This is a genomic window from Pandoraea terrae (genome assembly GCF_902459695.1).
Lineage (GTDB): Bacteria > Pseudomonadota > Gammaproteobacteria > Burkholderiales > Burkholderiaceae > Pandoraea > Pandoraea terrae.
In genome coordinates, this window is the sequence record NZ_CABPRZ010000005.1 from 147,700 (window position 1) to 173,519 (window position 25,820).

A 25,820-nucleotide genomic window follows, 5' to 3' on the forward strand; every position below is an offset into this window, starting at 1 on the left:
GAGAACAAGTCACTCATGAAATTGCGTGTCGCACTGTTGACGGCCGTGCTCGGCATGGCCGTGCCCCTGACGCCGGTGCTGGTCGCCGCACCGGCGCAAGCCCAAACCATCGCCTCGAAGCTGCAAATGCTGGGCGAGATGACCTATGTGAAAGTCGCCGGCCTCAAGAGCACACGCCGCAACGGACTGCTGTTCGTTCAGGCCACGCTTGCGAACACGAACAACGTGGACCAGCAGGTCGCCTACCGCGTAAAGTGGCTCGACCAGGACGGCTTCGACGCGTGGGACGAGGAGGCCTGGAAGCCGTTGGTGCTGCACGGCCTGCAGCAGACCAACATCCAGGTCACCGCGCCGACGCGCAACGCGACCGATTTCCGGATCGAACTGCACAGCCCGGAAAATTCCGCGTCCCAGGCCGCCGGCGCAGGCCCCGCTGCGAGCACGCAGCCGCGCCCCTGATGTGCCCGGTGCGTGTCTGTCAGCGGATTTCCCTTGATCAGGATCGCGCGTGAGGATCGCGCGATCTTCCGTATCCCTACTTTTGGCAGGACTTTGATGATGAAACGCATGCCCCTCCTACTGTCGCGCACCGCCCTGGCCGCCATGGTCGTGTCCTTCGCCGGTTGTGCCAACGTGAGCGGTCCGCTCGTGGGCGGATCGAACGTCCAGTATGGCGACGCGCGCGCGGTGGAGACCGTCAGCAACGAATTCGGTTCGACCGATCTGCAGACCATCGCCGAGAGCATGGCGCGCTCGCTCCTGCAGGCCCGTGTGATCACGAACTCGCGCGATACGCCGATGGTCACGATTTCGGAAGTGCAGAACAAGACCAGCGAATACATCGATACGCGCACCATTACCGACAAGATTCGCGTCCAGCTGCAAAAGAGCGGCTCGGTGCGCTTCCCGATCAATGCCAACGAAATGCAAGGCCAGGTGGACGAGCTGACGCGTCAGAACCAGACCGGTCTCTACAAGAAGTCCGGTGCGGCCAAGATTGGCAAGATGGAGGGCGCGAAATACCGCATCCAGGGCAGCATCTCGTCGATCGTCAAGCGCAACGCGAACATCAAGGATGTCTTCTACACGTTCCAGCTGAGCCTTGTGAATATCGAGTCCGGCGTGATCGAGTGGGCCGACGAAAAGGACATCCGCAAGACTTCGACGCGCTGATCCGCGCCCTCCGTCTCATTGCAAAGGACACGCCGCCATGCACCGCACGGGTCTTTCCCCGCGTTTTACCTTTCTTGGCCGCGCCCTCGTCGGCGCAGCGCTGGCGACCGCCAGCGTGTGCGCTTGGGCGCAGGCGAAGATCGCCGTCACCGATCTCACGTACAAAGATCAGGTGAGCGAATACTTCTCATATGAAGCCGGCTACGCCAAGTCGCGCGAGAGCGGCTCCGCCAACTATCGCGATTCGGATTTCTCGAGCAGCGGCAACGCGCGGCGCAGCGCAAGCAGTGAATCGGCGTACGTGAAGGCGAGCGGTACGCTCACCCGTATCGAGTACGGCGAGCTGCGCAAATTCACTGCCGACCTGAAAGGCCAACTTCTTCAGTCGGGCGCGTTTCGCGTGGTGCAGGGCAAGCCCGTGACGGACGCCAGGCCGACCGAGCAGATCTTCGATATCGTCGCGCGCATCAAGAAGGGCTACTACCCGGGCGCGGACTACGTGCTGTTCGGCACTGTCGACTCCGTCGAGTTCCGCAACGACGTGCAGCCGGTCGAAGGCACGAACAAGACCTCGCTGCTGTACAGCCTCGAGATCGCGGTCGAGTTCAGCCTGATCAACGCGCGTACCGGCGAGATCAAGGCGGCGTTCACCGCAGTCGGCGAGGGCAACGACACCAAGCTGTGGTCGGGGGGTGCGCGCCTTACGCCGAACCGCGCACGCGTGATGCAGGAAGTCTCCCGTTCGCTGGCCGACGAGGCCATGGACCAGATCGCCGCACAGTTCCAGGGTGCGCCGGTTCGCCGCACGGAGCGCGGCGAGGACCGGGGCTCACGCAGTGACAGGGGCAACGCGCCGCCACCGCCGCGCGAGGCCGTCACCGTGTATCAATGACATGCCACTGCGCTACCGGCCGTCCTCGCGCCAGGCCGGATGCGCAAAGGCTTCGACGAGATAGTCGATCAGCACCCGTACCTTCGCGCTCAGGTATTTGCGGCTCGGGTACACCGCGTAGACGCCTGTCTCCGACGTGGTGAAAGCCGGCATCAGTTCGATCAGCCGGCCGTCGAGCAGGGCATCCTGCACCAGGAACGTCGGCTGCAGGATGATGCCGGCTCCGGCGATCGCCGCCGCGAGACAGGTGTCGCCGTTATCGGCCATCAGGCGCGCGTGCGTGCGTACCGATACGGGCCCGTCGGGCCCGTCGAAACGCCACTCCCGGCGATGCGAGAAATAGCTGTACGCGACCGTCTCGTGATGCGCCAACTCGCTGGGATGTTGCGGCGTGCCGTGCTCGGCGAGATAGGCAGGCGACGCGCACAGCACCATGCGGGTGCTCGCGAGCGGCCGGTAGATCAGCGACGAATCCGGCAGCCGGGTGATGCGGATGGCGACGTCGAAGCCTTCCTCGACAATGTCGACGAGCCGGTCGCTCAACGTGATGTCGAGCATGACTTGCGGATGTCGCGCCAGGAATGCAGGCCACAGCGGGGCCAGATGCAGGACGCCGAACGTATGCGGCGCATTCACGCGCAGCGGCCCGGCCGGCTGGCCGTCCCGTTCGCCGGCCATGGCGTCGGCTTCCTCCAGTTCGGTCAGGATTTGCCGGCAGCGCTCCACGTAGCGTTGCCCGGGTTCCGTCAATGACAAACGCCGGGTGGTGCGTTGCAAGAGGCGTGTGCCGAGGCGTGCCTCGAGATCGGCGACATAGCGCGAGACCGCCGTCTTGGAAATGCCCAGCGTGTCGGCCGCTTTCACGAAGCTGCCGGATTCGACGACCGCAATGAAGCATTCGATCTCGCGCAGTTTGTTCATGCCGCTCCGGGAAAGACGAAAAAGGCGCGGCCGTCCGGGAGACGGCCGCCGTGCATGCGCATTATGCCGCCATGACGTCCGCGACGGTAGGCGCCGCGCTGCCGAACGCAAACGCGTCCATGCGCAGCACGCCGAATGTGCTGCCCGAATCGAAATGCGTCTGCTTTGCGGCATCGTCGGCCGCGCCGAGCGCCACGAAGATCGGCAGCAGATGTTCGTCGGTCGGATGCGCACGCTGGGCATGCGGCGCGCGCGCCCGGTAATCGAACAGGGCCTGCAGGTCGAGTGCGGCCATATGTTCGGTAAACCACGCAACGAACTCCCGCAGATACGGGGCTTCGACTTCATCTTCATTTTGTGTGCGAAACACTTCATGAAGATTGTGCGTGAAGCTGCCCGACGTCAGGATCAATACGCCTTCACGCGCGAGCGGTGCGAGCGCCTGGCCCACGCGATAGTGGTATTCCGGACCCTGCTGGCGTTGCAGCGACAGTTGCGTCACGGGAACGTCGGCGTCCGGGTACAGATAACGCAACGGCACCCACGCGCCGTGGTCCAGACCCCATTGGTCGTCGAGCGCGGCGGGCAGGCCGGCACCGCGCAGCAGGCCGGCGGTGCGCTCGGCCAGCGCCGGCGCGCCCGCTGCGGGGTATTGCAGTTCGTAGAGTTCACGCGGAAAGCCACCGAAATCGTGGATCGTGCGTTGCTGCGCGAGGCTTCCGACGCGCGGCGTCGGCGTGGTCCAGTGCGGCGAGATCACCAGGATCTCCTTAGGGCGCGGCAGGGTGCGGCCCAGCGCGGACAGCAGCGGACCGGTGCGCCCCGGCTCGATGGCGAGCAGCGGCGCGCCGTGTGAGACGTAGAGCGAGGGCAGGGCGGCGGCGGTCATGACAATTCTCCGGCAAGACGGACGATTGCGTGCGTCCGTCGACACAATAATAGGACCGGCAGCAGTACCTGCCGGCCGGTCTGTCGATCAGGCGGCCTGGCGGGCGCCGCGCACCGACAGCGCGCCGTCGCCGAGCAGGGCCACAGCCAGCAGGCCTGCCACCCAGAACGCCGGGAATTCCCAACCGCCGCCCTTGTTCGTGAACAACCAGCCGTTCGCGCCATGCACCGACGCGATCGTGCCGAGCATCAGCGCGGCCAGCGGCAGTGCGAACCAGCGCGCATGAAAGCCGGTGATCAGTGCGATGCCGCCCGCCAATTCGAGCGCCATCACAGCGTAGGCCAGGATCGCAGGCAATCCGAGCGAGGCAAAGAAGCCGACGAAGCCGGGAATCGTAAAGACGAACACCTTCAGCGACAGGTGGGCAAGGAACAGCGCGCCGAGGGAAACGCGCAGCAACAGCGCTGCATACGGAGCGGTCTTGGTATCGATCATGAGAAGACTCCAAACGGATAGGGTTAGCGAACAAGACCCATTCTATGGAGGTCGACCGTTGAGATAAATGACGTGTATCGGGATGCATTATCCCGTATCCCGGGTCAATGGTGGCAGCATTCTTCAACGAGGTGCAACCCTAGTGAAAACCCGATAATTGATTACTATACGATCAATTAAATTGCATAGTGAATATTGCGGGCCTAATCTCCAGTCACTTCGCAAGCATCGACAGGCTGGAATTCGGCAACATGGCAACGAACGGACCTTTGCTCGACACCCTGCGCGCCATCGTCGGCGAGCATGGCATTCTCAGTAGCGCCCACGACCTCGAAGGTTTCGTCGAGGATTGGCGCGGCCGTTACCGTGGTGACGCGTTGTGCGTTGTCCTTCCCCGCAATACCGGTGAAGTTTCCGCCGTGGTGCGGGCGGCAGTCGCGGCCGGCGTCCCGGTATTGCCGCAAGGCGGCAATACGAGCCTGTCGGGCGGCAGCGTGCCGTTTGAAGGCGAGGGCGCCGTGATCCTCAATCTGTCGCGCATGCGCCGGATCCGTCATGTCGACGCCGCGAACCATTCCATGGAGGTCGAGGCTGGCTGTGTACTGGCCGACATCCAGGCCGCGGCGGTAGCGGCGCATCGCTTCTTCCCGATCAGCCTGGGCGCCGAAGGCTCCTGCCAGATCGGCGGCAACATCGCGACCAATGCCGGCGGCACCGGTGTATTGCGTTACGGCAATACGCGCGAAAACGTGCTCGGCCTGGAAGTCGTGCTGCCCGATGGCACCGTCTGGAACGGTCTGCGCACGCTGCGCAAGGACAACACCGGACTCGATCTCAAGCACCTGTTCATCGGCGCGGAAGGCACGCTCGGCATCATCACGGCCGCGACACTCAAGCTCAGCCCGCTGCCGACGGCCCATGCCGTCTCGTGGCTCGCCCCCGCCAGCGTTGAAGCCGCGCTCGAACTCCTTGGCCTGTTCCAGGAACGGTGCGGCGCCCAGTTGTCCGCCTTCGAGTTGATGAACCGCAAGCAGCTCGACATTGTGCTGGCGCACGTGCCGGGGCAGCACAGCCCGCTGGCCGAGCCGCATGCCTGGCATCTTCTCGTCGAGCTGTCGGACAGCGACGACGAAGCCAGGCTGGGCGAAGCGCTCGAGAACACGTTGGCGGTCGCGTTCGATCGCGGCCTCGTGACCGACGCCGTGCTCGCCAGCAGTTCCGCCCAGCGCGAGGCACTCTGGAAGATTCGTCACAGCGTCTCCGAAGGCAACAAGAAAGCCGGTGTCGGCCTCACGCTCGATACCGCCGTGCCGGTCTCCCAAGTGCCCGAGTTCATTGCGCGCGCTACGGCCGCCATCAAGGCGGCGTTTCCGGCGGACGTCGTGATCGTCGGCCACATGGGCGACGGCAACATCCATTTCATCCCGTTCTTCGACTTTGCGACATGGGAAGCGCAGACCAACCGCGACGCACTGACGATGCGCGTCAAGCGCGTGGGCCACGACATTGCGGCGTCCTTGGGCGGCACCTTCAGCGCGGAGCATGGCGTTGGCCGCACGCTGCTGGGCGAGATGCAGCATTACAAGTCCGACGTCGAAATCGCGATGTTGCGTGCCGTGAAGCGCGCCTTCGATCCGCAGGGGCTCTTCAACCCCGGCAAGCTGATTCCGTAGCAGTCCGCGCCGTTTTTCACGCGTGCCGGGGTTGTGCGCGCATTCGTGAAGTAGCACGTCTTTCGAATTTTTGTCTTTCGTAGTGGAGACCCAGATGAGCCAGTTCGACAAACCGAGCAATCCCTCACGCCGCAACGTCATCAAGACCGTCGCCGCGACCACGGCCGCCATCGCCATGCCGGCGATCTGGACGTCGTCGAAGGCTGCGTCCAAGCGTATCGTCATCCGCGATTCGGGCGGCATTTATTCGAAGGTGTACGGCGATGTGTTCTACAAGCCGTTCACGAAAGCCACGGGCATTGAAGTCGTCGGCGTGCCGTCGAACGCCGAGCCGACCGCGCAGATCCGCACCATGGTCGACACCGGCAACTACACATGGGACATGGCGTCGATCAGCCAGCCGGCCATCGAGCTGCTGACGACCGGCAAGCAGTATCTGGAAAAGCACAATCTGGACGCCGATCCGGTGATCGCGGGCATTCCCGCAACGTTCAGGTCGGCTTATGGCGTCGGCACGAACGTCTACACGACTGTGCTGGCCTATCGCACCGATGCCTTCAAGGGCCGCAAAGCCCCGACGTCGTGGAAGGACATGTGGAACGTCGCCGAATTTCCGGGCCGCCGGTGCCTGCGCAAGCACCCCTTCGACACTATCGAGGAAGCACTGATGGCCGATGGCGTGCCGGGCGGCGCCGTGTACCCGTGCGACGTCAACCGCGCCTTCAAGAGCCTGGACAAGATCAAGCCGCACATCGATGTGTGGTGGACGGGCGGCGCGCAGGTCGAGCAGATGCTCAAGAGCGGCGAAATTGACATGGTGGCCACGTGGATCTCGCGTCCGCAAGCGGCGATCGCCGCCGGCGCGCCGGTCTCGATCTGTTGGGACCAGCATCTGTGGGGCGTGGACAACTGGACGATCCTGAAAGGCTCGCCCAACGCCGAAGCGTGCCGCCAGTTCATCAAGTTCGCGTCGGACCCGAAGCGCCAGGCGGCCCTCACGCCGTTCCTCGCCGCCGGCGTCACGCATCCGGATGCCTTCAAGTACATCGATCCGAAGATCGCGCAAACCTTGCCCACGTATCCGGACAATCTGCGCCGCGGCGTAAAGATCAGCGCCGACTACTGGCTGAAGAACCAGGACGTCGCGCTCGAGAAGTTCAACGCGTGGCTCCTGAAGTAGACGATTCAGAGATACGACGCCCGGGGCATGACGCCTCGGGCGGGCAATAACAATGAGGTGGATGTGATGTCTGTGGCGAACCCCAAACTCCAGACCATGCAGCTTTCAAAGCGGTATGGCGATTTCGTGGCGCTGGCGCCGACCGATCTTGTGGTCCCGGAAGGTGAATTCCTGACGCTGCTCGGCCCCTCGGGCTCGGGCAAGACGACGCTGCTGAGCCTGATCGCGGGGCTCTCGCATCCGGATGCGGGCAGTATCCACATCAACGGCATCGACGTGACGCGCGGCCAACCGTACGAGCGCGACATCGGCATGGTGTTCCAGAACTATGCGCTGTTCCCGCACATGACGATCGCGGAGAACATCGCGTTTCCCTTGCGCATGCGCAAGCTGCGCGCGCGGGACGCTGCCCGCGAAGTCGAGCGCGTGCTGGAAATGGTGCGTTTGCCGCACGTTGCGCAGCGGTTGCCCAAGGAACTGTCGGGCGGCCAGCAACAGCGCATCGCGTTGGCGCGCTGCATGGTCTATCGTCCCTCGATCATTCTGATGGACGAACCCCTGGGCGCGCTCGACAAGAAACTGCGTGACCAGATGCAGTTGGAGATCAAGCGCATCCATCGGGAGCTGGGCACGACGATCGTCTACGTCACACACGATCAGGAAGAAGCGATGACCATGTCCGACCGCATCTGCCTGATGAACGGCGGCAAGATCGAACAGCTCGGCACCCCGCAGGATCTGTATTTCCGTCCGCGCACGCCGTTTGTCGCGGACTTCCTGGGCGAGTCGAATCTGCTCGCCGCGACCGTTGCGTCGGTCGATGGCGACAGGATCGGCGTGACCCTGGAGGGCCTGTCGGGCCATGGTGGTGTCATGTCGAATGGCGAGCGCTTCAGCGTGGGCCAGCGCATCAAGGTCATGATTCGTCCGCAGAACATGCACCTGGTGCAGGGCGCGGCCGGCGCTGCGAACACCCTGCAAGGCTCGCTCACGGACTGGATCGTGACGGGCGGCGTCAGCAAGTTCTACATGACGCTGGCCAATGCCCAGCCGCTGGTGGTCGCGGAACTGACGCGCGGCGTCGCGGCGCGTCATTTGCCCGGCGAAACCTTGACGGTCACGTGGCAGGACGGCGAAGCCGTCGCCATCCCGGAGTAAGCCATGACCAGCCAGATTCTCAGCGCGGCGCCGCCTGCCGCCCCGGTCAAGGCGCGCGCCCCGTGGCGGCGCGACATCTTGCTCGGCATGCCGGTCGTGCTGTTCTTGCTCGTCCTGCTGATCTACCCGGTTGGACAACTGCTGTGGATGAGTGTCTCGCCGGCGGATGGCGTGCTGACGCTCGACCAATACGCGCGCCTGTTCCATTCGTCGGTCTACCTTGACGTCCTGGGGATCACGTTCAAGATTGCGGGCTGGACGACCGTGCTCGCCGTGATCGGCGCGTATCCGGTTGCCTATCTGACGACGATCGCCAAGCCCGGCGCGAAAAGTTCCTTACTGTTCTGGATCCTGCTACCGTTCTGGACCAGCTTCCTCGTGCGGATGTTCTCGTGGATCGTGCTGCTCGGGCGCAACGGCGTGATCAACCAGCTGCTGCAATCGCTTGGCGTCACTGATGCGCCGGCGAGCCTGCTGTACAACTTCGGCGCGACGCTCGTCGGCATGGTGCACGCCATGATGCCGCTGGCGATCCTGACGATGATCTCCGTGATGGAGAACATCGACCGCAACCTGCCGCGCGCGGCGCTCACGCTTGGCGCGCGTCCCGGCGCGGCGTTCTGGCTTGTGTATTTCCCCCTGTCGCTGCCTGGCGTTGCCGCCGCCGCGATCATGGTGTTCGTCACCTCGCTCGGCTTCTTCATCACGCCGGCCTTGCTGGGCGGGCGCCGCGAGACGATGATCACCCAGCTCATCATCGATCAGGTGCAGCAGACCATGAACTGGGGCTTCGCCGGCGCCATCTCGATGCTGCTGCTGGTGGCCGTGCTGCTCGTGTTCGTCGCGTACGACCGGCTCGTCGGCTTGTCGACGCTGGCGGGCGAGGCATCGAGCGCGGGCGAGCGCAACAGAGGCTCGCGCGGACCGTTGCGCCGTGCCGGCTATCAGTTGCTTGGCGCGTTGGCGAATGCGACGGACCTGATCGGCCGCCTGATCCCGACGCGCGCCCGTTCGGCGGAGCAAAACGCCGGCGGCGGCAAGCTCTTGTGGACGGTTGTCGTGCTGGTGCTGCTGTTCCTGATCCTGCCGGCCTTCCTGATGATTCCGATTTCGTTCTCGTCGAGCTCGGCGCTGGACTGGCCGCCGCGCGGCGTCTCGATGCAGTGGTATCAGGAGATGTGGGATTCGCCGACGTGGATGTCTGCGGCGGTGCGTTCGCTGATTGTGGGTTTGGGCACGGGTGTCCTTTCCATGCTGATCGGCACGCCGACTGCGTTCCTGCTGGTGCGCTCGCGCATGCGCTTCAAGGCCGTGTTCATGGCGTTCGTGTTGCTGCCGATCATCGTGCCGCGCATGATCATTGCCGTGGGCATCTTCTACTTCTTTTCGAAGGTGCATCTGGTGGGCTCGGCGTTCGGTCTGATGCTTGGCCACACGGTCGTCGCGATTCCGTACGTCGTCATGACGATGATGGCGGTGCTCAAGAACTACGACACGCGTCTCGATCAGGCGGCGTACAGCCTGGGTGCGCGGCCATGGGCGACGTTGCGCTACGTGACGTTCCCGATTGTCGGCGCGGGCTTGCTGTCGTCGTTCCTGTTCGCGTTCGTGACTTCGTTTGACGAACTGACGATTGCGCTGTTCGTGACCGGCGGTCTTGACGCCACGCTGCCCAAACAATTCTGGGACGAAGTGATCTTGAGCGTTTCGCCGACGATCGCCGCGGTCTCAACCTGTCTGTTCGTGTTCATTGCGCTCGTGATCTGGGCTGCCGACCGGCTGCGCCGTCGCAGCGCGGCGCACTGACCACGCCGGCATCCATTCTCCGGTGCGCGTGAGGCGCGCACCGTCTCCCACTTTGCAACAGGTTTGACTATGATGGATTCGACTCGACTGCAGGGCATTTTTGCCGCCATTCCCACGCCGGTTCATACGGACGGCACGATACACGAGGCGGGCACGCGTGCGCTGCTCGACTTCCAGCGTGCGCAAGGTGCGGACGGTGTCGTGCCGCTCGGCGGCACGGGTGAATATGGCTCGATGTCTCAGGCCTCGCGCGTGCGCATGATCGAGCTGTGCACCGAACATTTGGGCGGCAAGATGCCGGTGATCGCGGGCGTGCTGACGCCGGGCCTGCCCGACGCGTTGGCTGCCGCGAAGGATTATGCGCAGGCGGGCGCGGATGCGCTGATGGTTATCACACCGTACTACACCAACCCGACCCAAGATGGGATTCGCGATTATTTCCTGCGTTTTGCCGATCAGTCGCCGCTGCCGGTGCTGCTGTACGAGATTCCGTACCGCACGCGCATTGCCATCAATCCGTCGGTGATTCACGAGTTGTCGCGTCACGAACGCATTATCGGCATGAAGGCGTGCAACACCGATATCTGGCACTTCCTGAAGACGGTTGCGGGCGTAGCCGACGATTTTTCGGTGCTGTCGGGTGAGGACACGCACTTCCCGCTGCATGTCGCCGCCGGGGCAAAGGGCGGGATCCTGGCGACGGCCAGCTTGCTGCCGAAGACGTGGCGCAGGCTGTTCGATCAAGTGCGCGCAGGCGATTTGAACGGCGCGCTGGTCACGCATCGTCAGCTGATCCCGTTCATCGATCTGGTGTTCTCGGAGACGAATCCGGGGCCGATGAAGTCGGTGATGGACTTGATCGGTATCGATGCGCCGGAAGTGCTCGCGCCGCTGGTCAAGCCGGCTGGTCAAGTGCGCGAAGGTCTGCGCGCGGAGTATTCGCGTCTGCTGGAGACGTTGGAAAGCGTTTGATTTCTTAAGGTGCAGGTCGGTCGAGGCCTCTTCTCTTGCCTATCTGTGCTCGCTTCGACCGCTGCCCGTCTCGCCTATCTGCGCTCTCGCCGGCCGCAACTGCTCCTCTTGCCTATGGATGCTCGCGCCAGCCGCAGCATTGACCCGCTTTCCGCTCCCGACAGAACACACGTACGCGGAAAGCGGGCCAACGCTCCGGCGAACCGCCACCGTTGCGTCGACACACTGCCTCACGCCACCCAATGCTTGCCCCAGTCTGACGCTACCGCCGTCTTCACCAGCCGCTCCACGCGGCATGCCGATTCCCGGACTCGCTCTCGAGGGACCGGCGTCGACTCCGATAATCGTCATGCCGTGATACCCCGGCGGTCCACACAGCCCCCGCGGCCTCGGGGCCGCACACCGAACGAAGATTTCGGCGCGCCACTGTGTATCGTGCGACGTGGTTCATCGGCGACCACGTCGGTCGCGCTTCTCGCGTATCGGATCGCCCGTTCAAAAGCACCATCACTTCACTCCCGCAATCGGGCGGGCCAGATTCACGGCGCAACGCACCGTATGCGTCGCTGCTACACCCGGGCCGATTATTCCCGTGCCAATATCTCTTCTGGTGGTGAGAGGGTCGCGAGAAAACCGGTTGAGAACCCCGCCTGATGGATAGTCGCCTTCGGCATAGCCGCGTTCGACCCGCAACGTGCCGCTCGCTGGCCCCTTGGGATCCCGCTCGGGACTCACCTGGTAATACGAGGCGTCATACCAGTCCTGCATCCACTCCCAGCCGTTCGAGCTCATGTCATAAAATCCCAGCGGATTCGGCGGGAACATGCCCACCGGATGCAGTGACGTGCGCTGGACTGACGGATTGACTCTCGTCACCGGGCCCAGCAACCTTGTCTGTTCGTACGAAGGAGCGTTGCGCCCGACATCGAGATGGCCGTTATCCGTTGCCCATATGAAGTTCTGCCCGCCGCTGCGCGCGGCGTACTCCCATTGCGCCTCCGTCGACAAATCGAACGGCACGCCGGTCTCCCTGGCCAGCCACGTGCAGTAGTCCTTGGCGTGCTGCCAATACAGGCCCGCCGGCACCACGGGGTGCCGATTGACCCCGTTCCACCACGTGGCTGCGGCGCGCGGGCGTCCGGTCGCATCCGTAAAAACATCGAACTCCGCATAGGTGGTCTTGTAGCGCGACAAACTGTAACTCGTGAGCGTCACCTTGTGGGCCGGCTTGTTGTCGACACCAGATGAGAAATACAGCTGTTCGGGCGACCAGGATGGGCCAAAGTCCCCCATCATGAAGGTGCCGCCCTTCACGAAGATGAGATCATTGAGGACTTTGCGTTTGAGCCGCGCGCGCCGATCCTCGATGCCGCCGATCGTCAGCGCCATCAACTCGGCTTGCAGTGCCGGCGGCTGCACCAGTTGCGGCCCCTTGGCGTAGGTGCCCAGGTCAGGGTCTCGTGACATGCGCGGCTCTCTCGGTGGCGCGACAGTAGTCGCCGCCAACACGGAGGTGCCGAGGCTCACGAGAAGCGCGCCGGCAAGCGCGTTTAGGTTCTTTCCGGAAATCACTCAGGCCTCGCTTCTGTAGTACGCATTCCAACCCGTGGACGCAAATTGCGGATGATCGTTGCCATCGCGGAGGATTTCGTATGCCGGAGACGTTGCATCGGTCAATGCGTACCCGTGGGGCACGCGATCCATGAGGTGCTCATAAAACGCCGCATGCCACTCCAGGAAATCCCCGTGCACCACGACCGGTTCCCGTGCGATATCTGGCATTCCAAAGAACGGGGATTTATATCCCGTAACATTCAATCCGGCGATGGATTCCTGGCCAAAAAAACTTGCAAGCTCCGACAGGTTTTTGTCGAAATCTCCTTTCGCCCCATCCTCCGCGATGTGTTGAATGATGTTGTGGTATTCCGACTTTATGTTTGTACCCTTGAGCAATGCCATAACCGCCCGCTTCTTCGACCTCATGTAAGAAGAGTCCGCATATACGTCGCCTGCATCGGCAATGGAGTTTCCTTGCCGCGTCAGTTGACAGATCAGCATGCCCTTCGTTTCCGGGATCGCACAATGCAACGGTTCCGGTCCCGACAGGATGCGCTCCGCGAGCTGCACCCTGGCCTTCGGCGTATTCAACCTACCTTGTATATCAGCCACCTGCCGTTGGATGTCATCCAGCGGCGTCATATAGAAATCTTCGAAGCGTTTTTCCGGCTGAGCGGCAAGAAATTGAATGCTCGTTATCGCATCGAATGCTTGCGTGGTGAATATCCCGACGTTCTTGAATAGCAAATAGGCAATTTTGTAAGAAATGCACTTGAAAAATGCCCTTAATTGGTTCGTATCAACAACAAACTCGATCTTCCCCTTCCCGCCAAGCCCAAGACACAGGCTGGCGTGCGCAGTCAGCCGGAACACGCCGTTCTGGTAATGGATGCTGAACTTCCCTCCCGCGCCGAACCCAACCATTCCCCCCGCAGACGGCGCAATCGTCGCAATCTCTTCGAACGCCTTGTCGTTGTGCTCCGGATCACGCCACTCCAAGGTGCCGCTCAGCGTGCCCGTCGCTTGCGCGCCCGCAAACACCTCCGCCGCCACGGTCATCTCGGCGACATCGACTTCATCCTTGGCGTTGATCGAGACCGTTGATTGGGCTCCCGTCTTCTTTCCCTTGGGCCCGAGCTTGCGCTTGCGTCCCGGCTTGCCCTTGACCTTCGGACGCTCGTTGGCCACCTTCGCGGTCTCCACCTGAAACGCCAACTCGCCCGCGATGCTCGCCCCGACCACGCCCGATACTGTCATTGCGACTTGGCAACGCGTGGCGAGCAGACGTTGGGTCTCGTTCTTCGAGTCCTGCGCGGTCCACAGCCAACCGGTCTTGCGTGGCAGATATAGCTCGAACGTGGCTTGCGCCTTCGCGAAGTCCATGGCCACATGACCTTCGGCTCTGGCCTTGGCCCGCCGGTCCATGACCGAAAACTCGCCATCGAGGCTGCCGCCGTAGGTAAATCGCATCAACTGGGCGGCGGCATTAAGCTCGATATCGGCACCGTCGTCGGCAAGGCTTCCCGCCATCTCCGTCTTCAGCACCTGATTCCAGCTATCGGCCCATTTCCCCAGCGTGAGGCTCGCGCCTCCTTCCAGGTCCTCGCCGAACACCGACTTGGCCGACAACGTGGTGTGCTTGGCGACCTGCTCGATGGCATAGCGCTTCAGCTTGGCCTTGTCCAGCGTCCGGCGGCCGTTGTGCCCCTTCTTGTAGACGTCCGACCACTTCGTCTTGTCGGCATCGCGGGTCTTGATCCATTGCGGATTGAGCTTGTCCGAGCGCACGTAGACCAGCTTCTCGGGCATGCGCTTGGGCCACCGCCCCAGCGTTTTGAGCTCCTCCGCTGTCGTGACCTCCCCGAGCTTCTTCTTGAACACGCCATCTTCGAGGCGGCCCTCCCTACCTTCCGCCGATTTCCTGCGATGCTCCATCGCGCCGTGCTGTTTTATCGCGATCAGTTCGATCAGGCGCTTGCCGGTCCCTGCGGTCGTGACCTTGTCCAGTTTGCCGTCTCCCGATGACGTATCCGCAGCCGCTGGCGCCTCGTCGGGCAACGGCCCCAGTTGTTGGAATTCGCGATATTGCGTCTCGTGCGCCTCCGCTTGCCAATCCAATGCGAGCCCAAGCACACGCTCAGCAGCGTCCTGATCTGCCTTCGAGGCATGCTTCAAGCGAAGATCCTGCAAGTGCTCATCGCACATCTGCACCGCGTGATTGGCCGAGTGAAATTCCGCCACTGCGGTGCTCAGGCCGTTGTAGTGCGAGCGAAGCAGGTTCGATTTGTCTGCCGGCACCACCACCAGCTCGCCGGTTTCCGGACGCAGAAACACCAGCGTCTCGCCCGGGACCATGATGTCCACGTTGCTGGTGCCGGGGTTGCGGCTATTGGTCCGGCCCGTTCCCAATAGATGCCGGTCTTTACCCTGCCCGTCGCTCATGCACTATTCCTTGAATGTTTTCAGTCTGATAATTAATTAAACCTATGTATTTCATGGCGCCATCAATCAACTCGCCAGACGTGCTTCACTCCAGCAAAAACGTGATCGAAAATGCATCGCGCAGGCGTGACGCCACTTACGCAAGTTCCTCATAAGGAGGACGCACAGAGAGCGCACGATAAGCGCTTTTCTCGTCGCCGTGAACCGCATACCGTTGGTTTCTCGCACAGGCACAAGCAAATGTGATTTTTCCCATGAAACGCGGCTTGACGCCTGTTCGTGCTGGCGCAGTGCGGTGTCGGAAGGCAACTAAACGGAAAACAGGCACGTTATCCTAATGATTTTCTCGGACGATTCTGAAAGTCGCGCAAAACGATAGAATTGGCGGCATATCGCCTTGTACATGCCGAGTGCCGCGCGTAAGCTTTTCCTTGTCGCGACCCAATCGCGATACGGGAGTGAGATCCCGGTAGCAATTGCCATGGGCACACGGCCGCGCTTCGGCGCGGCCCGTCGTGCACCGACTGCGCACGTCATTTCTCTACGGGCGGGCTCAGGTTGGGCGATCTTCGGATCGGCCGTTTTTCTCCATGGGAATTGCACGGTATCTCACCCCGGCCTGGTGCCCGCCCACCCGTTCGTCATCGGAACGCTATCTCTCACGTCACTCCCACGACAGCGCTGAGCGGGCGCAAACCCACTTTGTTGTGTTGGAGGTGTTATGTCTGAAGTTGAGCGTCAACTTTCCCCGGAAGACGAAGCGATTGCCCAGTGCTCCAGTGAGCAGGATGAACGTGCGGTTGAACTGCGCAATGTGACTGGCAAGATCGTCGCGCTGTCGATGGTGGGTGGCCAAGGCGGGATCGATTCGCTGGATGAGGAATTCGTGCATGCGTTCTTTGAACAACTCGAAGCACTCGCGAGCACTGCGCATGAGCTTTCGGCGAAAATCTTCGAGCAGCGGAACCACGCCGTCAATCGCACGCAGTCGCGTGCCGCGTAACACAGGCGCAGCTTTGCCCGGATGTCATGGCATCCGGGCGGCTATCGATGCGTTACCGCCCGGACCTTCGCGATAAGGCCGGATTACACGGAGGGCTTCAACGAACTGGGGCGCATCGCGCGGTGCCGGTACGTCGAAACCCGCGTTCGGTTTACGGCCCCGAGGCCGCGGGGGCTGTGTGGACCGCCGGGGTATCACGGCATGACGATTATCGGAGTCGACGCCGGTCCCTCGAGAGCGAGTCCGGGAATCGGCATGCCGCGTGGAGCGGCTTGTGGAGACGGCTGTCGCGTCAGACTGGGGCAAGCATTGGGAGGCTTGAGGCAGTGTGTCGACGGAACGATGGCGGTTCGCCGGAGCGTTGGCCCGCTTTCCGCGTACGTGTGTTCTGTCGGGAGCGGAAAGCGGGCCAATGCTGCGGCTGGCGCGAGCATCAATAGGCAAGAAGGGCAGTTGCGGCCGGCGTGAGCATGAATAGGCACGAAGGGTTGCGGCCGGAGCGAGCGCAAATAGGCAAGCGAAGAAGCAGCGACGCCTAACGCCCGTACCCGTTGAATTTCGCCTTGGAGATGGAAGTTGCGGCGACTTGCACATACTTGGCGAGTTCAGCCTCCACCTTCTCGACCGTCCAGCGCGACGTCGGCACGGAGATGTTGATCGCAGCCACCGCAATGCCGCGTTGGTCGATGATCGGTGCGGCAACGGAAATATCGCCAAGCACGGTTTCGTTTGCGACGATCGCGTAACCCTGTTCCGCCGCCCGGCGGATGCGCCGGCGCAGTTTGTCCGGGTCGATCTCCGTGTACGGCGTGATCGGCATCAGCGTTTCCGCCGCGAGCATGGCATCCTGCTCCGCTGCAGGCAGCCGCGACAGGATCGCCGTGCCCGACGCCGTACAGAAGGCCGGCAAGCGGCTGCCGACCGCGATGTCCACATTGACCAGATGGCGCGACAGGAAACGTGCGACGAACACGATCTGGCGGCCGTCGATCTCCTGCAGATTCGTCGTTTCGCCGAGCGTGCGGTTGATCTCCAGCAAATAGGGCAGCGCCTTGTCGATCAACTCGTGCGAGCGCACATAGTTGAACGAAAACTGTAGCACCTTCGACGTCAGCCCGTAGGTTTTCGTCTCGGGCACACGGCGCAGGTAGCCCAGCGCTTCGAGCGTATAGACAAGCCGCTGCGTCGCGCTGCGGTCAAGTTCCGCAGCACGGGCGATATCGGCCAGCGTCATGTAGCGGGCCGCGCCGTCGAACGCGTGCAGCACACGGAACGCCTTGGCCGTCGAGCTGACGAATAGCGACGAGGCGGCGCGATCGTCATCGCCATTGCCTGGACTGGCGTCGCGCCCGCTTGCTAAGGGGTTGTCTCGGATATCCACGCGAATTTCCTTGTGTTGAATGGCCCGGGTGCCGCGCTCAAATCGCGTCGAGCTGCGCCAGGGCTCGCGCATCGAGCGCGTCGCGGCCGAGGTCGTGGAGATGGCTGCGGCCAAGCAGCCGCAGCGTGATTTCGATTTCTTCCTGCAGGATCTGCATCACCTCCATCGCGCCCTTGCCGCCCCGCGCGCATACACCGTAGAGCGGTGCGCGGCCCAGCAGTACCGCACGCGCGCCGAGGGCGATCGCCTTGACAATGTCGCTGCCGCGCCGTGCGCCGCCGTCGACAAGCACATCGACCTGCTTGCCGACCGCGTCGAGCGTGGCCGGCAACAATTCCAATGCGGACGGCGCACTCTCCAGCTGACGGCCGCCGTGATTCGACAGCACGATCCCGTTAACGCCGTGCTGCATCGCCTGACGGGCATCGTCGACCGACTGGATGCCCTTGACCATCACCGGGCCATCCCAATGACGGCGCAACCACCCGATGTCGGACCACGCCAGCGAGAGATCCATCTGGCGGCTCAGCGAGGCGGCCTGCGTCTGCATGTTCGGCAGCACCCCGGCGCTGCGCGCGAGATTGGGTAATTGCGGCGAACCGTGGCGCAGCATCTGCCAACACCAGTGAGGATGCGTGACGACGTCCGCGGCCAGCTTGCGCGTGACACGCAGCGGCAATTTGAAGCCGTTGCGCCGGTCATGATCGCGCTTGCCGTGCACGGGCACGTCGACAGTGAGGACCAGCGTCGTGTAGCCCGCGGCACGCGCGCGCCGCATCAGATCTTCGGCGATGCGGCGATCCTGCTGGACATACAACTGCATCCACAGCTCACCGGACGTGGCGTCGCGAACGTCCTCCAGCAGCGACGTCGACGCCGTCGACAGCACGAACGGCACGCCGTGGGCGTGGGCGGCAAGCGCCAGGAGCTCATCGGCACGCGGCCAGAACAGCCCATTCAAACCCGTGGGGCCGACGATGCACGGCAGCGCAAGCGGTTTGCCGAAAAGGGTGGTGCCGGGCTGGCAGTCGCTGACGTCAGTCAACACGCGCGGCCGGAAAATCAGACGTTCGAACGCGGCACGGTTGCGCGCAAGCGTACGCCCATCTTCGGCGCCGCCTTCAAGATAGTCGAAGACAAATCGCGGCACGCGTTTCTTCGCGAGTTCGCGATAATCCAACACCTTCGCTTGCACAATCCTCTCCCTGGCCGATTGCCTGTCAGGTATCCGGCCCTTGTTGCGGTAGCTGCGGCAGCATCGCATTCGCGTGGCTGTTGGTGAATGACGCCATCCGACAATCGCCTGTCGCTCGTTTGATTCAGTATAGGGGCAGAATTGTGCGATATGCAATTCATGCAATTGCCATGCAATTGACGGGCGACCCGGTGTTATCCCTTAGCCGGGCGCTTCCTATAATGAAATTCGATGCACGACCGGGGACAGGAGGAAACGTATGGCGCTCCGGGCGCTCGATGCGCGTACCGCGAACGGTGCGGACCGATGGCGGCGGCGCTGCCTGGCGGCGGAGGCGCGGGCGGCGCAGACGGGGGCGGCGCTCGACCGGATCGAGTTGGGCGTGCTGCTGGTCGACCGCTACGGCGCATCCCATTTTGTGAATCGCGTGGCCGCGCGCATGCTCGCAAGGGGTGACGCGCTGCATCTGGAAGACCGCACGGTGTGTGCGGCGGATCCTGCACAAACCGCGCACCTGAGGCATCTCATTCTCGCGGCAGCCGCAGCCAACAGCGGCGCCGAGCCGGGCGATCTGCACCTTCGCCTGACCGGGACCGATCCGCGTTGCAGTCTGATGATTCGCGCCATGCCGCTCGGCCCCGGCAATCCAACGGGCCCTGCGCGCGTCGCCCTGTTTCTCGACGACGGACAGCCGCTCGCCTTGTCATCCGCGAGTGTGCTGGCGCGTCATTTCGGACTGACGCCGCGCGAGGCCGCGATCGGCTGGCGTCTGGCGCAAGGCCACACCCTGCCCGCCGTGGCCGATGCACTCGGCATCGCCCCGGCAACGGTGCGCACCCATCTCAAGCATCTCTTTCGCAAGACCGGCACGGCGCGTCAGGCCGATCTCGTCCGGTGTCTGCTGAGTGTGCGCTGGTGATCCGCTGATATCTTCAAGCCGCGGGCTTCGGCGCCGCGATCGGCGGTGTGCCGTCCTGGAACGCGCTGCGCAGCATCTTGCGCAATTCCGGCGAATCCTCGTGCTTGTGGACACTCACCGCGTGCTGCACCGCAGCTTCGAGCAATTCGTCTTCCGAGTCGGCCGAGAGTGCAACGGTGCACTTGATGTCGCTGGGAAACGCGCGGCAGTCGATGTATTTGCGAGACATGGTGACCTCCGGGTTCCGATGCGTGGCATCGGACGAGCGATACGGCGCGCGATTCGACCTCACGGCCGCGCAGGACACATACGCGCCGGCATGGTTCGTTATAGGCGGGCGCAGTCGCCGGCGGCGTCCCCCGTTCGGGGTAGGGCGAAACACGGATGCCGGGCGCCGCGTACCTGTCGTACGCGGCGCGGGGTAGCGGGGAACGCCGCGGTAGAGCGCGGGTCAGGCGGGCGCCAGGAGACGGTCGACGAGTTCGATCCAGTGTTGCACCGGCGTGTGCGTGCCGGCTTGCAGATGGCAGATGCAGCCGACATTGCCCGACACGACGAGCTCGGGTTCGAGCGCTTCGATGGCGGCAAGTTTTGCGTCTCGCAGGCGGTGCGACAACTCGGGTTGCGTGACCGAATAGGTACCCGCCGATCCGCAGCAGATGTGGCTGTCGGCGGGCAGCGCCACATTCACGCCCAGTTGCGACAGCAAGCGCTCGACCACGCCCTTGAGCTGCTGCCCATGTTGCAGCGTGCACGGCGGGTGATACGCAATCTTGCCGTGCTTGCGCAGTTGCACGTGCGCCTTGAGCGTGTCGATGTTGTCGAGCAGGACTTCGGAGATATCGCGCGCGAGTTCCGAGACGCGCTGCGCCTTGCCCGCGTAAGCGGGATCGTGGCGAAGGAGGTGGCCGTATTCCTTGACCGTGGCGCCGCAACCGGAGGCGTTGATGACGATGGCTTCCGCGCCCGCCTCGATGGCCGGCCACCAGGCATCGATGTTGTGGCGCAGATCGGCGAGACCGTCTTCGTGATAGTTCAGGTGCAGGCGAATGGCGCCGCAGCAGCCTGCGGCTTCAGGGCGCACGGTCTCAATGCCGAGCGCGTCGAGCACGCGCGCCGTGGCCTTGTTCACGTTCGGCAGCATCGACGGCTGCACGCAACCCTCGAGCATCAACATGCGGCGCGCGTGCGACGCTTGCGGCCATGCGCCGGAGCGTTGGCGGTGCGGCACCTTCTCGCGCAGGGTGCGCGGCAAGAGTGTGCGGAACTGTTGGCCCAGGCGCAGCGCGGGCGTGAACAGGGCGCGGTTGGGCAGGATCTGCGCAAGCGTCCAGCGCAAGGCGCGCTCCCCGGCGGGGCGGCCGACCTTGGCGTCGACATGCCGGCGGCCGATTTCCGCGAGGCGCCCGTACTGCACGCCCGATGGGCAGGTGCTTTCGCAACTGCGGCAGGTCAGGCAGCGGTCGAGATGAAGCTGCGTTTCCCGTGTGACTGGTTGCCCCTCGACCATTTGCTTGATCAGGTAGATACGGCCGCGCGGACCGTCGAGTTCGTCGCCCAGCAATTGATACGTCGGACATGTGGCGGTGCAGAAGCCGCAATGAACGCATTTGCGGAGAATGCTTTCGGCTTCGTCGCCGTCAGGCGTGTTGCGGAGAAAATCTGCGAGGTTCGTTTGCATCGTCTTTTAGGCAGCGTACAACCGATGGCGATTGAAAATCCGGCTGGGGTCGAAGGCTTGTTGCAGGCGCTCGCCTATGGCGTGCTGCGCCTCCGGCAGCGGCGTGAAAACCCCGGCCGCTTTATCCCCATGCCGGAACAGCGTAGCATGGCCGCCGGCCGCTGCGGCGATTTCGCGGATTTCGCCGGCGCTGGGGCCGTTTTCCGCAGTGGGAATCCACCAGCGCTGCGCACCGCCCCATTCGATCAGTTGTTCCTGGGCGTGCGGCAAAGGCGCGGCGGTCTGCGGCACCGACAGTCGCCACAGCGCCGCGCCGGGCGCGCTGACGGGCGAGCGCGCGAAGAAGGGGTGGGTCTGTTCGCGCAAGGAAGTCCAGAAGGCAACGGCGGCGCGGGCGTCGACGTCGATGCCGCCCATCGCGGCGCGTGCCGCATCGACGGCGGCGCCGGCGCCCGCGAGCCGAACCCGCAGTTCCCCGGCATGCCAGCATGAGCCCGACAAAGGCAGCGGCTGACCGCCCCAGCGATTGAGACGTTCGAGCGCTTCCGATTGGGGCATCGTGAACGACAGCGTCGCTTCGGCGACGGGCCGCGGAAGTACCTTGATTGACAGTTCGAGGATGACGCCCAGCGTACCGAGTGCGCCCGCGAGTACGCGCGACACATCATAGCCGGCTACGTTTTTCATGACCTGACCGCCGAAATGCAGCACTTGGCCCCGGCCGTTCATGATGACGGCGCCGAGCACGAAATCGCGCGGTGCGCCCACATGCGGGCGGCGCGGTCCGGCCAGCCCTGCAGCGATGCATCCGCCGAGCGTGGCGCCCGGCCCATAGTGCGGCGGCTCGAACGGCAGGAGCTGACCGCACAGCGCAAGCGCCGCTTCGATTTCCGCGAGCGGCGTGCCGGCCCGGGCGGTGATGACAAGTTCGGCAGGATCGTACGCGACAATGCCGCGATACGCGCGCATGTCGAGGCGTTCGCCTGCGGGCGCCTGGCCATACCAGGCTTTCGTGCCGCCGCCGCGAATCTCGAGCGGCGTCCCGCGCTCGGCGGCGGCGACGACCTGGGCACGCAGTGCCGCGAGGATTGCTTGCGCATCGATCGGGGGGGATTGTGGATGATTCATCAGAACCTCGGCAGTTCGGGATGCGGCAACAGGCCGTGGCGCACGTGCAGCTTGCCGTACTCGGCGCAACGGGCCCGCGTGGGGATGGCCTTGTCCGGGTTGAGCAATTCGGCCGGATCGAAGGCGCGCTTGACGGCGAAGAAGGCGTCGCGTTCTTCCGGTGAGAACTGCACGCACATCGAGTTGATCTTCTCGATGCCGACGCCATGCTCCCCGGTGACGGTGCCGCCGAGTTCCACGCACGCTTCCAGGATGTCGCTGCCGAAGGCTTCGGCGCGGTGCCATTCGTCGAGGTCGTTGCCGTTGAACAGGATCAGCGGATGCATGTTGCCGTCGCCGGCATGAAATACATTGATGCAACGCAGCCCATACTGCGCTTGCATGGCCTCGATGCGCTTGAGCAGCGTGCCGATCGTGCGCCGCGGGATCGTGCCGTCCATGCAGTAGTAATCGGGCGACATGCGTCCGGCGGCGGGGAAAGCATTCTTGCGGCCGGACCAGAAGCGCAGGCGTTCCGCTTCCGACGCCGATACCTGGATGCGCGTTGCGCCACTTGCGCGTAGCACTTGCGACACACGTGCGATTTCTTCGGCGACTTCTTCGGCGGTGCCGTCCGCCTCGCACAGGAGGATGGCGGCGGCGTCAAGATCGTAGCCGGCGTGAACGAACGCCTCGACGGCTTGCGTGGCCGGTTTGTCCATCATTTCAAGGCCGGCAGGGATGATGCCGGCGGCGATGATGGCGGCTACGGCATTTCCGCCGGCTTCCACGTCATCGAAACTGGCCATGATCACTTGCTGTACTTGGGGCTTCGGCACCAGTTTGACGGTGACTTCCGTGACCACGCAGAACATGCCTTCGCTGCCGATGAACACGGAGAGCAAATCAAGGCCGGGGGTATCAAGGGCGTGCGAGCCGAATTCGACGATCTCGCCGGCCATGGTGACCGCGCGCACGCGCAGGACATTGTGGACGGTCAGGCCGTACTTTAGGCAGTGCACGCCGCCGGAGTTTTCCGAAACGTTGCCGCCGATGGTGCATGCGATCTGGGAGGACGGATCGGGCGCGTAATACAAGCCGTAGGGCGCGGCGGCTTCCGATACGGCGAGATTCCGGACCCCGGGCTGCACGGTCGCGGTACGGGCATAGGCGTCTACGTTAAGAATTTTCTTAAATTTGGCGAGCGAGAGGACGATGCCGTCGGTGATGGGCGTGGCGCCGCCCGACAGGCCAGTTCCCGCGCCGCGAGGCACGACAGGCACTTGCAGGCGATTGCAGGCTTGGAGGATATGGCAGACCTGGTCTTCGGTTTCCGGAAGCACCACGGCGAGGGGCAGTCGGCGGTAGGCGGCAAGTCCGTCGCACTCGTAAGGTGTCATGCGTTCGCGATCGGTGAGCCATTGGCAGTCGGGAACGGCGGTGCGCAAAGCGGCGACCGTTTCGGCAGGATCGCGCTGCGGTTGGGCGTTGGCGGTTTCGCCAGCGGAGGGGGGCGCGCCGGCCGCAGGCGGGCCGAAGGCGTTCGAGGTCATGATGGGACGTCTCGTCTCTGGGTTGTCACGCTTGGCTCGTTGCAGCGAAGTGTTGGTATCGGGCCTGCGTCAGTGGTATTCTGGGCTACCGGTAGACTGGTAGACCAGACGTTTCGTGGCGTTATCGTAAGGGATTGTTGAGGGTGTGGCTAGAGGGTTTACCCTTGGGCCGGGCTCGCTTGGAAGACGTCGCCGTTAAAGCGTCGCCACTTGCGGCGCGCGTTTCCCCACACTTCCGGGGCCGCCAACGGACCTACGTTTGCTTCGCAAAACCAGCGCCATTGCCGGCGGCATGCATCGTGGAGTTCCCGCTCCGGTGAGGTCGGGCTGACGCGCAAAGGGATACGCTTCAAATCTCGTGCGGCAAAAGCCGGTCCCAAGCACGCGCGGCATCCTGTATCGTTGCGTCTGAGAATTTTGAGAATCCAGAGAACCGACATGGCTACCAATGAGTCGTCGATTTCGTCGCCGAATTTGCCTGCCGCCGCAGGCGCTGCCTCGGCGTCGCCGTTTGCCCCCGTGACGCCGCCGCCGCGCTTGCGTCTGTCCGATATGGTCTATGAGCAACTCGAGACGATGATCGTCGAAGGACGTCTGGCGCCCGGTTCGGCGCTGCCGTCCGAGCGTGACCTGGCTCAGCAGATGGGGGTGTCGCGTCCGTCGCTGCGGGAAGCTTTGCTGCGCCTTGAATCGCGCGGTGTCATTGTCGGACGCGCCGGCGGAGGGTACCTCGTTGCCAATGCCAGCCAGCCGCTGCTGGCCGAGCCGTTGTCTCAGCTCATGTCGCGCCACAGCAAAACCGTCGACGACGTGCTGGAAATGCGCGAAGTGCTTGAAGCCAAAGCAGTGGAGTTGGCGGCTGCCCGTGCGACGTCGGAAGACATCGCACGTTTGCGACAAGTGCTCGAAGCGCTCGAGGCCGCGTTCGCAGCCGGACAGGACGGCCGCGATGGCAATGCCGGCAAATCGCTGCTCACGCATATGCCGGAGCTCGATGCCCAGTTCCATCTTGCACTGGCTGAAGCGACCCACAATCTTGTCCTCGTGCACTTGATGCACGCCATCTTCGAACTGTTGCGCGGCTCGGTCGCCGACAATTACCAAGCGATCGTCGGCCATGGCGCCGACCTCGAAGAACTCATCGACCAGCACCGCCGCATCTTCAATGCCGTCGCCACCCGGGACGCCTGCGCCGCAACACGCCACCTGCAAGACCACCTCGCATTCATCCGCGCCAATACCGCCAATACCGCCAATACCGTCGATAGCTCCGGTACCTGAGTCGATTGGTCAGCACGTTTTAAAAGCCCGCTTACGTCTCATCGTTTTCCCTGACGCGTTGCGCCGTTCGTTATCGGACGAGCAGCGCGTTTTCGTCCGGACGTGCGCCCGCACTTACTGCCGGAACCCCGTCCTCGCGGCGTTCGAGACGCGCCGGACAGATGCCGCCGCCTCAATGCATTCCCCGCCATGACGTGATACGTCCCGGTCATGCAGGGTCAATCCCCTTGACAGCCATCGGTCCGTCGTCTAACTTTGGAACCGTAAAAGTATATGGAATTAAATATATTGAATCTTGTATATCAGTACCCAGGCAACGACGCGTCCGTGTGCCGCGCCGGCCTGATGTGTGTGGGGCATCGCAGAAATCCTCAATAGATATTCAGCACCGATGCCCGCCACACTAGCGCAGCTTTCAAGCGACTACATCGATTGCCGGCCACTTGCCGTCGCGCTCATCCCGCGTCGCCGCACCGATGAATTCGCCGGACCGGTCCATTGGCCGGGCCGCTATATGTAACGAGCCGGGGGACCACCCCCGC

The 25,820-nt window shown here is 63.4% G+C and carries 22 protein-coding genes; 11 read left to right on the forward strand and 11 right to left on the reverse strand.

Annotated elements, in window-relative coordinates; translation table 11 throughout:
• Window positions 1-15 precede the first annotated feature (15 nt).
• The 3 genes from PTE30175_RS07735 to PTE30175_RS07745 all read left to right on the forward strand — a co-directional run bounded on the left by PTE30175_RS07735 (window position 16) and on the right by PTE30175_RS07745 (window position 2,065).
• A complete protein-coding gene (locus tag PTE30175_RS07735; RefSeq protein ID WP_150696490.1) occupies window positions 16-459 on the forward strand; it encodes a YcfL family putative periplasmic lipoprotein in 444 nt (147 codons plus the stop codon).
• A gap of 108 nt (window positions 460-567) precedes the next feature.
• Window positions 568-1,173 (forward strand): penicillin-binding protein activator LpoB, encoded by a 606-nt coding sequence (gene lpoB / locus PTE30175_RS07740; protein ID WP_224788646.1) that lies wholly within the window; start codon window positions 568-570, stop codon window positions 1,171-1,173.
• Between the two features lie 37 nt (window positions 1,174-1,210).
• The gene (locus PTE30175_RS07745; protein ID WP_150696492.1) at window positions 1,211-2,065 is read left to right on the forward strand and encodes an LPS assembly lipoprotein LptE; all 855 of its coding nucleotides are present in this window, start codon (window positions 1,211-1,213) and stop codon (window positions 2,063-2,065) included.
• Between the two features lie 12 nt (window positions 2,066-2,077).
• On the opposite strand, the gene PTE30175_RS07750 is transcribed toward PTE30175_RS07745, so the two are convergent.
• From PTE30175_RS07750 to PTE30175_RS07760, 3 genes are all read right to left on the reverse strand, one after another.
• Window positions 2,078-2,986: a LysR family transcriptional regulator gene (locus tag PTE30175_RS07750; protein ID WP_150696493.1), complete on the reverse strand. Its 909-nt coding sequence runs from the start codon at window positions 2,984-2,986 to the stop codon at window positions 2,078-2,080.
• A gap of 61 nt (window positions 2,987-3,047) precedes the next feature.
• Window positions 3,048-3,875, reverse strand: coding sequence for a dioxygenase family protein (locus tag PTE30175_RS07755; RefSeq protein ID WP_150696494.1), 828 nt, complete (start codon window positions 3,873-3,875; stop codon window positions 3,048-3,050).
• A gap of 87 nt (window positions 3,876-3,962) precedes the next feature.
• Complete coding sequence (locus PTE30175_RS07760) at window positions 3,963-4,370, reverse strand: DoxX family protein (protein ID WP_150696495.1); 408 nt, start codon at window positions 4,368-4,370, stop codon at window positions 3,963-3,965.
• Between the two features lie 251 nt (window positions 4,371-4,621).
• Here PTE30175_RS07760 and PTE30175_RS07765 point away from each other — a divergent pair, with 251 nt between their 5' ends.
• The 5 genes from PTE30175_RS07765 to PTE30175_RS07785 all read left to right on the forward strand — a co-directional run bounded on the left by PTE30175_RS07765 (window position 4,622) and on the right by PTE30175_RS07785 (window position 11,159).
• On the forward strand, window positions 4,622-6,043 hold the full coding sequence (locus PTE30175_RS07765) for an FAD-binding oxidoreductase (RefSeq protein ID WP_150696496.1): 1,422 nt from the start codon (window positions 4,622-4,624) through the stop codon (window positions 6,041-6,043).
• A 94-nt stretch (window positions 6,044-6,137) separates the two neighbouring features.
• Window positions 6,138-7,223, forward strand: a complete 1,086-nt coding sequence (locus PTE30175_RS07770) for an ABC transporter substrate-binding protein (protein ID WP_150696497.1) — start codon at window positions 6,138-6,140, stop codon at window positions 7,221-7,223.
• 66 nt (window positions 7,224-7,289) lie between these two features.
• Window positions 7,290-8,381, forward strand: a complete 1,092-nt coding sequence (locus tag PTE30175_RS07775; RefSeq protein WP_191628910.1) for an ABC transporter ATP-binding protein — start codon at window positions 7,290-7,292, stop codon at window positions 8,379-8,381.
• 3 nt (window positions 8,382-8,384) lie between these two features.
• Complete coding sequence (locus PTE30175_RS07780; protein ID WP_150696498.1) at window positions 8,385-10,187, forward strand: ABC transporter permease subunit; 1,803 nt, start codon at window positions 8,385-8,387, stop codon at window positions 10,185-10,187.
• A 69-nt stretch (window positions 10,188-10,256) separates the two neighbouring features.
• Window positions 10,257-11,159: a dihydrodipicolinate synthase family protein gene (locus PTE30175_RS07785; RefSeq protein ID WP_150696499.1), complete on the forward strand. Its 903-nt coding sequence runs from the start codon at window positions 10,257-10,259 to the stop codon at window positions 11,157-11,159.
• A 507-nt stretch (window positions 11,160-11,666) separates the two neighbouring features.
• On the opposite strand, the gene PTE30175_RS07790 is transcribed toward PTE30175_RS07785, so the two are convergent.
• Together PTE30175_RS07790 and PTE30175_RS07795 are read right to left on the reverse strand one after the other, a co-directional pair.
• Window positions 11,667-12,626, reverse strand: a complete 960-nt coding sequence (locus tag PTE30175_RS07790) for a formylglycine-generating enzyme family protein (protein WP_150696500.1) — start codon at window positions 12,624-12,626, stop codon at window positions 11,667-11,669.
• A gap of 105 nt (window positions 12,627-12,731) precedes the next feature.
• Complete coding sequence (locus tag PTE30175_RS07795) at window positions 12,732-14,834, reverse strand: hypothetical protein (protein WP_191628912.1); 2,103 nt, start codon at window positions 14,832-14,834, stop codon at window positions 12,732-12,734.
• A 1,045-nt stretch (window positions 14,835-15,879) separates the two neighbouring features.
• Between PTE30175_RS07795 and PTE30175_RS07800 the strand changes: the two genes are divergently transcribed.
• Entirely contained in the window at window positions 15,880-16,161 is a 282-nt protein-coding gene (locus PTE30175_RS07800) for a hypothetical protein (RefSeq protein ID WP_150696502.1), read from the forward strand.
• Window positions 16,162-16,696: 535 nt separating this feature from the next.
• Here the strand turns inward: PTE30175_RS07800 and PTE30175_RS07805 are convergent.
• Together PTE30175_RS07805 and PTE30175_RS07810 are read right to left on the reverse strand one after the other, a co-directional pair.
• Entirely contained in the window at window positions 16,697-17,536 is an 840-nt protein-coding gene (locus PTE30175_RS07805) for an IclR family transcriptional regulator (RefSeq protein ID WP_224788652.1), read from the reverse strand.
• Between the two features lie 43 nt (window positions 17,537-17,579).
• Window positions 17,580-18,737 carry an alpha-hydroxy acid oxidase gene (locus tag PTE30175_RS07810; protein ID WP_224788647.1) on the reverse strand — a complete coding sequence of 386 codons (1,158 nt, stop codon included), beginning with the start codon at window positions 18,735-18,737 and terminating at the stop codon, window positions 17,580-17,582.
• Between the two features lie 259 nt (window positions 18,738-18,996).
• On the opposite strand from PTE30175_RS07810, the gene PTE30175_RS07815 reads away from it, so the two are divergent.
• A complete protein-coding gene (locus PTE30175_RS07815) occupies window positions 18,997-19,656 on the forward strand; it encodes a helix-turn-helix transcriptional regulator (RefSeq protein WP_150696505.1) in 660 nt (219 codons plus the stop codon).
• 13 nt (window positions 19,657-19,669) lie between these two features.
• Here PTE30175_RS07815 and PTE30175_RS07820 read toward each other — a convergent pair whose 3' ends face one another.
• The 4 genes from PTE30175_RS07820 to PTE30175_RS07835 form a co-directional block, all read right to left on the reverse strand.
• On the reverse strand, window positions 19,670-19,885 hold the full coding sequence (locus PTE30175_RS07820; RefSeq protein ID WP_150696506.1) for a DUF1059 domain-containing protein: 216 nt from the start codon (window positions 19,883-19,885) through the stop codon (window positions 19,670-19,672).
• A 222-nt stretch (window positions 19,886-20,107) separates the two neighbouring features.
• Window positions 20,108-21,337 carry a glycolate oxidase subunit GlcF gene (glcF, locus tag PTE30175_RS07825; protein ID WP_150696507.1) on the reverse strand — a complete coding sequence of 410 codons (1,230 nt, stop codon included), beginning with the start codon at window positions 21,335-21,337 and terminating at the stop codon, window positions 20,108-20,110.
• 6 nt (window positions 21,338-21,343) lie between these two features.
• The gene (glcE, locus tag PTE30175_RS07830) at window positions 21,344-22,441 is read right to left on the reverse strand and encodes a glycolate oxidase subunit GlcE (RefSeq protein ID WP_420819613.1); all 1,098 of its coding nucleotides are present in this window, start codon (window positions 22,439-22,441) and stop codon (window positions 21,344-21,346) included.
• 23 nt (window positions 22,442-22,464) lie between these two features.
• Window positions 22,465-23,997, reverse strand: coding sequence for an FAD-linked oxidase C-terminal domain-containing protein (locus PTE30175_RS07835; RefSeq protein ID WP_150696509.1), 1,533 nt, complete (start codon window positions 23,995-23,997; stop codon window positions 22,465-22,467).
• A gap of 438 nt (window positions 23,998-24,435) precedes the next feature.
• Here PTE30175_RS07835 and PTE30175_RS07840 point away from each other — a divergent pair, with 438 nt between their 5' ends.
• Window positions 24,436-25,278 (forward strand): FadR/GntR family transcriptional regulator, encoded by an 843-nt coding sequence (locus PTE30175_RS07840; protein WP_150696510.1) that lies wholly within the window; start codon window positions 24,436-24,438, stop codon window positions 25,276-25,278.
• Window positions 25,279-25,820 lie beyond the last annotated feature (542 nt).